The sequence below is a fragment of the Segatella hominis genome (assembly GCF_019249725.2).
GTDB lineage: Bacteria > Bacteroidota > Bacteroidia > Bacteroidales > Bacteroidaceae > Prevotella.
In genome coordinates, this window is record NZ_CP137560.1 from 164,389 (window position 1) to 177,413 (window position 13,025).

Below are 13,025 nucleotides of genomic sequence, written 5' to 3' on the forward strand. Positions count from 1 at the left end.
TTGATACTTATTGTTTACTTTGTTTCAGACTGGTTGGCTTTTGTTCCGTTTCCAGGGGAGAGCACTTCTTCATGGCCTGAAGACTGGCTTCTTCCCATCTTTGAAGAGCATAGGATGCAATCGTGTTCCTCAATCTCCTGGAAACCACATCGAATATTTGTCGCTTGAGAAAATCCAGAACACATTCCCTTTGTGTCATCACCTTTTCTATGAGAACCAACTGAGCATAGATGCGGGTCAGTTCTTGCTCCACATAGCGAGCCACCTGCAAACGGTCACTGGCCAAGAGCAGATGAATCCCATCTTCATCATCCTCATCATCTTTTGTCTGGCTTTGATAGTTGTATCTCATGGAAATGCTACAGTTCGGCATGTCATCCATCCACTTGCGCATTCTCTCGTTGACTTCATCAGTCAGTTCCTTCTCACTCTTGTTCATGTCAAGCTGCATGACCTCCAATACATTTTCAGAGCTGCTACTAGAGGTTAGCTTAAAATCCACGGACAAGATTGCTCTATGGATGCGGATGCCCAATGCATAACGAGGCTTACGAGAAAGCTTCAACGTAGCTGTGTAAGTAACTTGACTTTTGGCATCCGGACAGTAAGCGTGTCTTACGAATACATATTCATCGCTCCCCTGAATCCATTCTCCTTCATCCGCCCACTGCAAGTGGTACATGGAAGCGAGGCTTGCCATGTTGGATGGGATGCGATAGGAACCAGAAAGATTGTCGCCCAAGTCCTTGTAATAATCATCCAAAGCCTGATTGAGCTCAGAAAGCATGCGTTCTTTCTGTTGCAAGTCCTGTTTAAGCAGGGCGTTCTCATTGGAAAGAGCATTATACTCATCATCCAACTTATTGGCCAGCGGATAATTCTTGCTAAACTTGGCCTGTTGGATCCTGGAAAGGAGATTTTTCTGCTTTGTATCATTCTCCTTGATTTCAGCTTTCAAATTCGCTATTTGCTGATTGAGCTTATTTTGTTTTTCAATGAGTGCCTTAGAGGAATCATCCGCCAAGTTGGGCGTTGCTTCCATGGCAAAGTCCTTGGACTTTGGCCATTCCAAGGAGCCACCTTGATTACCATTTTCTTTCCAATTGAAACTTCCTTCTCCCAAGGAGGCTCCATCCTCACAGGCTGCAAGGAAACTCACAGAAGAGCAGCCTTGCATCTTCCTTTCATCGGCCATAGTATAGTAGCGTGGATTGTCACTGCCTAGCTTGAAAGAGATAGTAGGGTGTTCGCCAAGAAACTTTTCATGCTCATCGATAACACCCTGAAGCCTTGCCTGCATTCTCTTCATGAAGGTGGTCTTGTCCATGGTCTGTGAGTCAAATATTTCCTCATAAACATCTTCCCTGATATCCCATTGGTCTCTCACCTTAACACGGTAAGAATGGAAACAATAGCGTTCATCATAAGAATGGCTGAACAAGCCTCCTCCATAGTGGCGGTTTCTGTCCTCATGTCTCTTAACATAGGTAATGGTGCAGTCATGACCAGGGTTTTGGATATTATACTCATTACATTTAGCCTCATTCCACTCACATCTTTGGAAAAGTTTGTCCTTGAGCTCGGTATCTTCCGCTTCAGTAAGATACTTGTAGCAAGGTATTACAGAATAGTTCTGTCGTTTTTTCCCACTGGAATGGACAAACCAATCAAGATTCCATCCTGCGTCTCCCCAATTGTTATATCCGGCAGGATTGTAGTCGCAAAGTACTCTGCTTCCAGCATCTTGCTGATAGATATACCAACGTTGGGTATAATACTGTCCTTGCATTTCTTCTATATAGGAGGAAATATAACCAGAAATATTATAATCACTGATTTGGAATAATTTATCCACTGTGGCTTCATCTCCTTCACCAATCACGGTATAAAGAATCTCCTTGACATTAGTAGCATTCTTGAAGGATTTGTATTTATCCCTGAAACTCTCATAGAGTCTGGCTATCTCCCTGGGCTTGGCCTTAAAGATACCTCCAATTTTGGTGACATCCTCCAGATTATGGTCAATGGCCACCTTACCTGCTTGCGCAATCACGCTGCCCAAATGCTTGAAATCATCAGCGATGTCATCCTGGGAAATTCCCTTGCCAAACTCTCCAAGCTTAGAAAAAAGACTCTTCCAGTCCACATCAGCAAGCTGCGCCAAGTCGAATAACTTTTGAAGCTTCTCATTGATTAGCAAGAATTGGATATCCTTGAAGGAGAACTTGCCATTGGTGACCACGCACTCAAACTGTTTGCAGAGGTTTTCGACATTATGGGTGGTCTTATACAGATAAGGTCCCCAATAGAGTGCATTCTCTGGCTGCTTGATCATTTTGCCAGCCACTGTGATGAACTTAGGCATGATGCCATCCTTTACCAATCTGAATATTCTATGGTAATAGTAATTTTCCTCCGTGGCAAACAAGCCTGGATTCCGGCGGGCCTCTCTCTCTTTCTTCTTGCTCAGGAAAATGCCGGCAGATGCGATACCTGCCGTTTTGTAATGCTCCAGTATTTTACTGATATGTGTAGCTGTGTTGCTCTCCTCCAAGGCTTCCGTAGCGTAGGCTGCCGACATGGCTGCCGCCGTGGTATAATCCACGTTGACTGCGTGCCAGCTCAAGGCCTGCGCCCGAGAGAACAAAAATATGGCAAAACAAACGAATGCTATGATTTTACGCATCATGATTTTTCTTGTCTTTAAAATTGAATACCTTTTGTTCCTTGAGAACAAGTTGGGCAAACTCCAGTGGCTTCTTTATGCCACTGAGTTTCCAGTCTCTGACGTAAGTCTCAAGTGCTACCTGATAGTTCGAACGAAGCATTTTTTTATATAGCTTTAGAGCTTCCTTCTCTTGCTTTTCAGTGGTATACGCCATGTAGCACTCCGGTGGTTCCTCCACGCCAAAGACATCACCCACCAAACCGCGCTTGATGAAAACTTCCATGAAAGGAGAGCGATTGTCCTTATTGTCCAGGGCATTGATGGTAAATATCTTCTGACAGTCATTATCTGTCAGCGCCAAGGCAGCCTTGATCTCCGAGAACTTGTCCTTGAACCTGCTCTGGTCCAAAAGCATGAACACATCTGAATTATTCACGATTGCTTCCTTAACAATAGGAGAGGAAGTAATATCCTGGATTTCCTGGGTAACAACACCTACCATCGCCCAATGCTTTCTGGCAGTCTTATAGAGATACTTGATGTAGTTGGCCATGACTGGAGTGGCGATGGCCTTCCATGCTTCCTCGATAACTAGGCATTTTCGACCTTTTTTAATACGCATTTTCTGCGTAAAGACATCCATGATGATGAGGACAATAATAGGAAAGAGCACAGGATCATCCTTTACCTTGTCTATTTCGAAGACTATGAACTTTTCATCGAAAAGTGTACTGTCCAAGTCATTGTTCAAAATGTTCTCCTGCTCGCCACCCTTATAATAAGGCTTCAGAATAGCCGCAAAGTCGTGGATGGGAAACTCAATGTTCTGCTGCAAGATGAGCTGAGGGATTCTCTCCAAGGCAAACTCATAATAAGAGTTGAAGGATAACTCCGCAACCTTTAAGTTCTTTCTTTGTCGTTCGATTTTATCAATCTTACGCTCAATCCTCTGCAAGTAGTTTCTCTCCACCAACTCCGGAGTGAGTCTTTGGAGCTGTTTTTGTGCAGCTTCCTTTTCACCCTCTGTGGCAGCACTGTCAACCACTAGGGCTTGGAGTTTACTTTTCAAACGTTCATTGCGTTCTATTGATGAATCCTGCTCCAGAGTTTGTTCCATCTTTTCTTCAAACTCTCTTTCATACTGGTCATATTTTCCATTCTTCTTATCCTCAAGAAGGATGATTTCCTTCATTTGCTTTCTTTCAATAGCATTGAAATGCTCAAAAGGATGGAAATACTCCTCATAATACTCCGTAATAGTCTGATTGATAATGGTATCTTCTATCTTGGTAGGATAATCTGTGCCCTTGAAGAGTTGGAAGATAAGGCTCTTGAGAAAATTCTTCTTCTCGCCAAAGTTCTCCTCATACTCTATCTTGGAAATTTTGAAAGGGTTCATGGAAATAGGTTTTTCCTTACTGTAAGAGATATAAGTTCCCTCAAAGTAATGACAGATACCCTCATAGCTATCTCCAGTATCCACAATTACGATATCTGTATCTTGTTCAAAATACTGTCTCATCACGGTGTTCATAAAGAAACTCTTGCCGCTTCCAGAGGGACCAAGGACGAAGAAATTGGCATTGTTGGTATATTTAACCTTACCTTCTTTTCCTGTGGTGTCTATAGGCAATGGCACTCCTTGTCGGTCAGTATAGTAGCATTTCAAGGGTGAATCATCTCCTTTTTGCTGGTGCTCCTTATACATCAAACATAAGGCTGGCTCGGACAAGGTGAGGAACCTGTCATAATCCGGATTCAGCTTGAAGCAATTCCCAGGAAAGCTTGCCACGAAGAGTTCTAGCTGGTTATAGGCTCTCTTGGAAATGTGTATGTTGTGCTTGGAAAAGAGATTCTCCAAGGCATTTGTAGCCTTTTGGAAATCCTTACCTCCATCCAGTTTGATGACCATGTTATAGTGGGCATATACAAGCGTCTTGCCGTTGCGGGCTATTTCAGATTGCACCTTATTGATGTCCTCAACGGCAATCTGATTGTTAGAATTAGGAATGGAAGCATGTCTGTTCTTTTTCTTGTCCAGTTTCATCATCTCCTTTTTTTGGTTAGGAAGAAAGATGACCTGATTATATACCAAGGTATCTACATCACCAAGGCTATCTATGTTAGATAGTAAGTCTTCTGAGAAAGACGCATTGCCCACTTGATTCTCAGAGAAAGGACGAATCGTGCCAGGAAGTCCAGCTTGGTCCACATCCAAAAGACTATAGACCTTGACATGCTCGTTTCCCATACCTATTTCCTCGTTGGTAACCTTAAAGTTACTCATGGCTACTGTCTCATGCTTGAAGTCCATGGCAAAAAAGCGCTCGGTAAATTCCCTGCAATCTTCTGCGCTAAGGAAACTGCATTCCACATTGTAACCTGTTAAACGGTCCGCAACTTTCTGGAGCTTGACCAAGAAATCCTTCCATTTTGCACTATCATAGCTATGAATACTACCATTCTTACCTTTTTGGGTAACAATGAGATAAGTGAAATGCTCCGTATAAGTGCGTCCATTGAAGAAACGGAAATAAGAATCAGAAAGGAATCTTTTCGATGGATCTCTATCCTCCAAGGATGATATTTTTTTCATATCAAAGCGCTTGCGAACAAATATATCTTGCTTATGAAGGGCATAGCCTTCACCCAATATTTGCAGGATAGAGGCAAACAAAGTTGTGAAATCATAATAGCTGCTCTTCTCGGCAGAATACTTTCTTACGGGATTCGTCATTTTCAAGATGGCAGAATAGTCTCCTCCCTTTGTATAGACAATTCCCATATCATTTGTATCCTCCACGCTGAAATAAATGTCCTCAAATATCTTGGCTCTTTTACCTCCGGTGCCAAAGGCATAAACAGAAATGGCCATACCTATGGAGATAGCCACGAGGATTGTTATCACTGCGATTGCAACCATTGTTAGTTATTTTATTTGAAATTTAAATTTAATATTTATATGAATGGGCAAAGATAAAAATGCCCTTTGGCGTCTTTTTGGTATGGAGTCCCTTATGCTGCTTGATGAAAATCATGGTTCCACCCACACCTACCATCGTGGTAAGGAGAATGAGTCCTACCAAAAAGCCAAAAACAATATAGCCTGCAAGAAAGGATAGCAGCCCTCCTCCCACGGCTCCTGCGGCCCAATAGATGTATCTTCCCTTCAGTCCCATGAATTCAAGGGGCTTTTGAAGCCCCTTGAAAACAGGGAAATCTGGGAATTTCTCCTGTTCTGCTGTATTCATAAACTAATGATTACAGACCAAAGAACAAAGGCAAGCTCTGAGCTGCGGCAATGAGGAAGATACAAGCACCTACTATCAGCATGATGCTCTTCTTGAAATCTTGCTGATTGTTCGTAACGTACTGATAATCAACACTGATTGGAATGATAAAATGACGAAAGAAACAAATTAGGAACAACATAATTGAGAAACCCCAAAATGAAAGTATGGGAAAACAAAAATTAACATAGAAAACAACGGAATTTTTCCGATTTTGGCATTCATAAATCAACTACAAAAGAAGAATCTTATAAGTAGGTACATCTGTTTTCATTTTAACAGAATATAGTGATATGCAAGATAAAGAGGGAAAGAGTCACTGTAAATCATACAAAAATCAATGGGATTTCCAATTAGACAAATTATTTTCGCTTTTTATAATGATTTTCGGATTTAACAAACGATATTTGGAGAAGAATGAGTATTTTTGCAACCGAAAACAAAAATAATATACGCAATGGCTTACGGAAAATCGTTTGTCAAGATTCCAAAATAGAATCACTCCGTCTTGGATAAAAGATATGGGGGAAAACGAGATTTTTGTGTTTGCCAGTAATGTCAACGGTTATCATGGAGGTGGACCTCATGTGAATTTTGAAACACTGAAGCCAAATCCCAACAAACCTGGAAAGATGATGGTTGATCAAAATTATCATGTTTTCATAACCGAATAATAGAATGAAAAAAGTCACATTAAATGTTCCGAATTATTCCCCTGATACCGGAGTGGCACTCAATTGGGAAGGTAATTTCACAATTAAGGTCTCCGATATAAATGGGAGCGTCTCAATTGAGGCTAATACCGAGGGATTAGTTTCTTTAGCAAATCACTTGCTAAATTTATCCCAATCATCGGTTCCTATAGGAACTCATCTTCATCTTGATGAGTACAACTCTCTTGAAGAAGGATCTTTAGATTTAATAATCGAAAAGATTTGATTCCAATAAGTCTGTTTATGGGTCTGACAATACGATCCATAAACAAATCTAATAGATTAACAGATGATTGAAGATATGTTCTTTTGCGTTCTTTCAATTGTAGTGGGAGGCTATTTAGTGTCTCAAAAATTAAGAGCTATTTATAATAGACTCCCCCTTTCTCTAAAAGATAAGATTTCTTTTGGGGAAGGACTCATCCTAATTATATCTGGGTTCATTGCATTATATGTGAAATCGGCTATACCAATTAATGCTTTGCTTTTTGGGTGTTTCCTACTTCCGAAAATGTATCAACAAGAAAAGTATTGGAATGCTCGTCGTTTTACAACCGCATACATAATGCATTGTAGCGGTTGGATTTTAAGTATAGGGCTTATTATCTATGGTATTCTCCAATTATTTCAGCCTATATAAATTGTAAGAACATAGATTAGTTCAACAATAAAACAAATTCAGTGAGGCTATGTTTAAAAAAAATTGAAAATCGAATTGTTATCACACCGCCTTCAGGCATGACTGTTGAGCAATTTGATGAGATGGTTATTAAAACAGGTAATAGCTTTGGAAATAATCCCAATATTACATACTGTTTAGAGCCATTCGAACAAACACAAGGTAATTGTAATTCAAGTTCAAGTACGTTGCTTTATAAAGCGGGGGTTCCTTTAAGTAGGATAAAGGATTTGAGGAAGCAAATATCAGGTTTTGTTTGGGGATTTGGTGATATTAAACCGTGGACAGTAGAGGAACAGTCAAAAGCTGTTCAGAGGCAGAGGGAATTCGACCAACTCCGTAATGAAATGATGAACACAATCATCCTTAACAAATATTAAATGAGAAAATTGAGTTTTAAAATGGTCATAAGAGCATATTTAATATGTGCTCTTATGACATCAATATTAGGAATTATATCATGCAGTGTTCATGACATAATAAATTGGTTTCCAATCGTATTACTTTATGCTTGGATAATATTGTCTCCAATATCTATTTTAGCATTGATAACTGTATATTTATTGGGAGTTCAAAGAGATTGGATTTGTAAGATACCGTTAATTTGCTTATGCGCATTTATAGTATATTTTATAAACCTAAACTCATCAGAATCTTATTTGATTAATTTTTTTGCAACCCAAACCGTACCATATGACCTTCTATATTACAATAATGGAATAGAGATAAGGGTCAATGACACTATTTTTTCTATTTTCACATGGGTATTATCGTATTTTATATTAGTATTGCTTATTGTTATATCTACAATTATGTATAGATTTTTTAAAAAGCATAGCAAAATAAAATTATTCTAAAATAAAGTGTTCTCATTAGTGATGATACTAAATCATTCTGTACAATGCTCACCATCCAGCACAGCGGCCCAGACGGTGAGATTACCACCACCTTCGAGTACGACGGCATACAGCGCCTTGTTCGTGTCACCGACATGGAGGGCAATGTAACGACCTCTACTTACGACATGGGTGACCGCCGTACTGAGGTGAACCATCCTGCAAGCGGCATCACAAGTTTCACTTATGATGCGCTCGGCAATGTGCAGACTAAGCAGACTGCCAACCTTGCCAAGGAAGGAAAGTTCATTACTTACGATTACGACTATCAGCGTCTGACGGGTATCAACTACCCAGACCATCCGGAGAACAACGTGAAGTATTACTATGGTGGTCGCAACGCCTCTCAGAACCGTATCGGTAGATTGATGCTCCGCGAGGACGGAACAGGTGCCATTGAGTATTTCTATGGCAAGATTGGCGAGGTGACGAAGACCCGCCGCACGATGATTGTGCCTAACCAGGCGATAGCAACCTACGTGACGCAATGGACTTACGACAGCCACAACCGTCTGTTGGAGATGATTTATCCTGATGAGGAGAAAATCACTTACTCTTACAATCTCGGTGGTCAGCTTGAAAAGGTCCATGGCTACAAGTCATACGGCTATGACTATGTGAGCAAGATTGGCTATGACAAGTTCGAGCAGCGCAGCTACCTGAAGTATTGCAACGGCGCGGAGACATTCTACACCTTCGACAACCGCCGCCGTCTCAGCAATCTCGCGGTCAACAGCGGCAACACGTCCATCATGGACAATGACTATACGTTTGACGCGGTGAGCAATGTCCTCTCTTGAATCTTGCTGATTGTTCGTAACGTACTGATAATCAACACTGATTGGAATGATAAAATGACGAAAGAAACAAATTAGGAACAACATAATTGAGAAAACCCCCAAAAAAAGTATGGGAAAACAAAAATTAACATGGAAAACAACGAAATTTTTCCGATTTTGGCATTCATAAATCAACTACAAAAGAAGAATCTTATAAGTAGGCACATCTGTTTTCATTTTAACAGAATATAGTGATATGCAAGATAAAGGTAACTATTCAGTTCACCACTACACAGAATGATAAGATTGCTTAATAAATACGAAATAGTATAAACTTGTTTAATAAAAATAACAACATGTTTGTTTTTGGACTATATTTACAACAAATTTTAAAATTTATCAATTATGTATATGGCTAATACTGCTACGGATACGTTGTCAACGGAAACCATGAATCCTCCAAAAGGTTCTTATGTCAATATGGTTGGTCAAGCGACAGGGAAAAGAGTAAGTGGAACTATCTCCAATGTTTCATATGATGTTCTTAATGCAAGTAAGAAAGTGTTGCTTCAAGATGTTTATCTTGCGACATATACTTCAAAAAGCGGTGATAGTGGGGGTATTGTATATGCTCTACGTTCAGCACACAATCAACGTCTAACTGTAGGTATAAATATAGGTTCTGCAAAAATTAACCGTACTACTTATGGCATGTGTGTAAAAGCATCGAATATAAATAGAATTTTTGGACTTACAAGATACTAAAGGGCTGTCATGAATTTCTTATTTAAGACATTTTGCATTATGGTCATATTCACGATGTTCGTGGATATGACCGCTCTAAGTAATAACATAACGAATAGAGATGGTTTATGGCGTGTTGATTCAGACTCCGTCACAATTACCACAAGCTATAGTGAGAAACAGCCAGAAAAATTAAATGTATGCATTTATAATCACAGCAATTCGACGATATATATAGGGCGAACTTATGGATTGTTGATGCAAGTAGATGGGGAATGGAAATACATTGCCAAAGGTAGAAATCAAAAGTGCATAACTATATGGCCAGCGTCAAAACGTAACTTTCAAGTCAGTCTATGCGCTAAGAAAATAAAAAGCTCCTCTGGATGGGCATATAGAACAGATTCACTTTACAAAGTAAGATTTGACATGTATGACAGCGATGGCGTTTTTATTGACAAAATGGACTCTGATTTCAAAGTTTCTGGTAATATTGTTTGGCATCTGACTGACGGATTAGTGATTATACATTTAGATTGAATATTCCAAATGCGACATCTCAATTCTTCAATATACGTAGATTGGTTGGATCCATCAATGCCCGCTCGTACATGTGGAAGAACAGCAGAAAATATAAAAGAGAAAATAAAAAAATATGATAAGTTTATACTTGTTGCTACAGAAGGTGCTATTGCGTCAAAATGGTGCAATTGGGAATTAGGCTTTGGTGATGCTCAAAAGTATGCTTACGGTAAAATAGCCTTATTTCCTATCCGTTATGACGAAAAGGATTGGTCAGAAAGTGAATACTTAGAACTATATCCTGTTATAGGATATATTGATAGTTGTCAATATTCGGATGAGTTTAATCAATCCCTTTTTACAGGTTATTATGTTTTTTGTCATTATGGCACGAAGAAGGCAATAAAATTGGTTGATTGGTTATCGAGATAATAATAGAAATCGCCTAACTTTAAGTGCAAACTTAATGTTAGGCAGTAACTCGTCTATCTCATATATAGTTCTGTGCAATTATCATTCCAACACCTCCTGCAACAACAAAGATACCAATCGTGAAGAAAAAACAAAAGAACCATTGTGCATAGTGACCGAGATAGCAACCATCATATTCCTTGTAGCGTTCACGGACTTTCTTCCGTTCATCGGCAAACATGGAATTGACCTCACGGATATGCATCTGCATCTGTGCGGTCATCCATTGGCGTTCTTTGGCAAACAGTTCTTGGATTTTCTGCCAGTCAGCATCATTGACATTTACAGACACCTTTAATTTAGTGGAAGCATTCTCCAAGACCTTGTCTATGTGCTGATTGATGGTATCTACCTTTTTGCCGATGGTAGTCACAGCACCACCCAATTGAACTTCCGAACGCTGATACTGCTGAATGGCAGACTCCAGTTCAAGTGTGGCATTGATGAAGGTGTCGGTTGCCTTATCAATGTCCTTACTCAACTGCTTCAACTCAGGAACACGGTTTACAAGTCCGTCTTCGGCTTGCTGTTCCTCGACCTCGTTTTCGACATCATTCATCATGTTGTCGAAGTCGGATCTTTCTTCTGTGTCTATGTTTATCTTGCTTTTTCTGATTGCCATATTGTTATTGATTTATCGGTGGAAACTTCTACTGCGTGGTTTAGGCTTGCACATGGAATGAGCCATCTGTGCGCAACGGTGGGCAAACTTCCAGTCATCTTCATCGTCTTTCTTTCCCCAACCAGATTCAGGAGAAGAACCGCCACCGCCACATGACTCAGACATGGAAGTGGCTGCATCAATGTACCCTGCAAACAACAGCATTGCTACATGAGCGACATTCTCCGTTGTCGCTATATCATTATCCTCTGGAATCTGAGCCTCATTAGTAAAGACATCTTTGACAGAGTTCGGAATCCACACCTTCTTGACTCCATCGCCAATGTTAATTTGGAATGCTGTTTTTGAAGGTTGAACTTGTGCCTTTGGTTGTGATGCTGTTGAAGTCTGAGCGACAGGACGAACTGGGCGAGGCGTTGAAGCAACGGATGGTGAAACAGGCTTTTCCTTGACCTGTGTAGGTTGTGGGTGCAGTTTCTTCCATGTGTCTTCAATCTTTGACACCATGTACTTTCTGCCAATCTCAGAAGCCTTGAACACGGAAGCGTTCTTGCCGACTGTATAGCCGACAAGTTTCCGCTGCTTGTCGTAACGAGGTTTAACCTCATAGCCTTTCATGCGCAACAGATTGAAATATCTGTCAATGTTGAACTGCTGCATATCTTTGAGGATATGTTCGCAATCCTCCGCAAGTTCAGCCTTTCGCATATTCCGAATCTCCTGCGGTTGTTCCCATCCATGGCGCTTATTGATGATTTCCGCAGCCTTCATTGCCCGAAGGTGAATATCGTGTACATCATTGGTCTTACCCTCCATATCCACACGACAACAATCAATGTGAAGGTGCAGCATTCCAGACTTGGAATCAGAGTGCAGTCCGCCCACATTCATAGAATTGGTGAAGTTGGTCTTTATTTCATTGGAGAAACCGTTGGGCGAAAGTCCAACAGAATCCAAAACTCCCAATGCTTCGTCTTGGAGGTTTGCCCAATCTGCCATCGTGAAGTTTGCAGACTCTTCCTTTGATGGGGAAAGTACAAAAGTGGTCATGAACCTTTCCAACTTTCTGCCAACCGTCCTTTCCGCCTGATGATACTGGCAATGATGCTTCATCATGTACCAGATGGCGGTAGGGTCAAGACCATCGGGCATGTTGTTCACCTTGACCGTCTTTGCCTTCTCCTTTTCCAATGCGTACCTTACGGAATTGCCTCCATACGATACGACCTTTGCGAGCATAATCATGATTGTTCCTTTGATTTTGTCTGTACGTTTGTTGCGATATTCTCTTCAATGCTATACCAATGTTGGATAAGTCCTGCAACGGCATCAATCCACCAACGCATGAACTTCTCATTCTTGAAGAACCGAGCCTTTTCCTCAGCCGTTTTCTTGGATAGCACGTTGCTGATTTTTATCAAATCCGTCCTTGCGATGGCGAGAGAGTTGAGAGCGTCCACCTCTTCCTTGGTGAGCCTCATGCGTGGACGGTGCTTTAAGCCAGTCTCAACGACATAGCGGCTCAGGCTTAACCCACACTCCTTGGCATGTGTCTGGAGACGTTTCAATTCCTCTTCCGTGCATCGGTAGGTATGGACTTCCGTAGGCGGTTTTCTTATGATGTTCTTCTTTCTCATTTGT

At 40.7% G+C, this 13,025-nt stretch carries 13 protein-coding genes; 6 read left to right on the forward strand and 7 right to left on the reverse strand.

Annotation, left to right across the window (positions count from 1 at the left end; translation table 11 throughout):
• Positions 1-7: 7 nt before the first annotated feature.
• The 4 genes from KUA50_RS16195 to KUA50_RS16210 are packed head-to-tail and all read right to left on the reverse strand — an operon-like array spanning position 8 to position 6,100.
• Positions 8-2,689, reverse strand: a complete 2,682-nt coding sequence (locus KUA50_RS16195; RefSeq protein WP_256624201.1) for a coiled-coil domain-containing protein — start codon at positions 2,687-2,689, stop codon at positions 8-10.
• The gene (locus tag KUA50_RS16200; RefSeq protein ID WP_218456524.1) at positions 2,679-5,591 is read right to left on the reverse strand and encodes a TraG family conjugative transposon ATPase; all 2,913 of its coding nucleotides are present in this window, start codon (positions 5,589-5,591) and stop codon (positions 2,679-2,681) included. The genes KUA50_RS16195 and KUA50_RS16200 overlap by 11 nt, the downstream gene beginning before the upstream one ends.
• A gap of 28 nt (positions 5,592-5,619) precedes the next feature.
• Entirely contained in the window at positions 5,620-5,919 is a 300-nt protein-coding gene (locus KUA50_RS16205; protein WP_218456525.1) for a DUF4133 domain-containing protein, read from the reverse strand.
• A gap of 10 nt (positions 5,920-5,929) precedes the next feature.
• Positions 5,930-6,100 (reverse strand): DUF4134 family protein, encoded by a 171-nt coding sequence (locus KUA50_RS16210; protein WP_218456526.1) that lies wholly within the window; start codon positions 6,098-6,100, stop codon positions 5,930-5,932.
• A 536-nt stretch (positions 6,101-6,636) separates the two neighbouring features.
• Here KUA50_RS16210 and KUA50_RS16215 point away from each other — a divergent pair.
• The 6 genes from KUA50_RS16215 to KUA50_RS16240 all read left to right on the forward strand — a co-directional run bounded on the left by KUA50_RS16215 (position 6,637) and on the right by KUA50_RS16240 (position 10,723).
• Positions 6,637-6,897: a hypothetical protein gene (locus KUA50_RS16215; RefSeq protein ID WP_006045139.1), complete on the forward strand. Its 261-nt coding sequence runs from the start codon at positions 6,637-6,639 to the stop codon at positions 6,895-6,897.
• Positions 6,898-6,960: 63 nt separating this feature from the next.
• Complete coding sequence (locus KUA50_RS16220; protein WP_218456527.1) at positions 6,961-7,311, forward strand: hypothetical protein; 351 nt, start codon at positions 6,961-6,963, stop codon at positions 7,309-7,311.
• 41 nt (positions 7,312-7,352) lie between these two features.
• Positions 7,353-7,730: a hypothetical protein gene (locus tag KUA50_RS16225; RefSeq protein ID WP_308231863.1), complete on the forward strand. Its 378-nt coding sequence runs from the start codon at positions 7,353-7,355 to the stop codon at positions 7,728-7,730.
• 521 nt (positions 7,731-8,251) lie between these two features.
• Positions 8,252-9,046, forward strand: a complete 795-nt coding sequence (locus tag KUA50_RS16230) for a hypothetical protein (protein ID WP_256624202.1) — start codon at positions 8,252-8,254, stop codon at positions 9,044-9,046.
• Between the two features lie 390 nt (positions 9,047-9,436).
• Positions 9,437-9,790: a hypothetical protein gene (locus KUA50_RS16235; RefSeq protein ID WP_218456529.1), complete on the forward strand. Its 354-nt coding sequence runs from the start codon at positions 9,437-9,439 to the stop codon at positions 9,788-9,790.
• Positions 9,791-10,354: 564 nt separating this feature from the next.
• On the forward strand, positions 10,355-10,723 hold the full coding sequence (locus KUA50_RS16240) for a hypothetical protein (protein ID WP_218456530.1): 369 nt from the start codon (positions 10,355-10,357) through the stop codon (positions 10,721-10,723).
• A gap of 58 nt (positions 10,724-10,781) precedes the next feature.
• On the opposite strand, the gene KUA50_RS16245 is transcribed toward KUA50_RS16240, so the two are convergent.
• From KUA50_RS16245 to KUA50_RS16255, 3 genes are read right to left on the reverse strand one after another with little or no spacing between them, the layout of a single operon-like run.
• A complete protein-coding gene (locus KUA50_RS16245) occupies positions 10,782-11,384 on the reverse strand; it encodes a hypothetical protein (protein ID WP_218456531.1) in 603 nt (200 codons plus the stop codon).
• Positions 11,385-11,396: 12 nt separating this feature from the next.
• Positions 11,397-12,629, reverse strand: coding sequence for a relaxase/mobilization nuclease domain-containing protein (locus KUA50_RS16250; RefSeq protein WP_218456532.1), 1,233 nt, complete (start codon positions 12,627-12,629; stop codon positions 11,397-11,399).
• Positions 12,626-13,021 (reverse strand): plasmid mobilization protein, encoded by a 396-nt coding sequence (locus KUA50_RS16255; protein ID WP_218456533.1) that lies wholly within the window; start codon positions 13,019-13,021, stop codon positions 12,626-12,628. Before KUA50_RS16255 ends, KUA50_RS16250 begins: the two co-directional genes overlap by 4 nt.
• Positions 13,022-13,025: the final 4 nt, after the last annotated feature.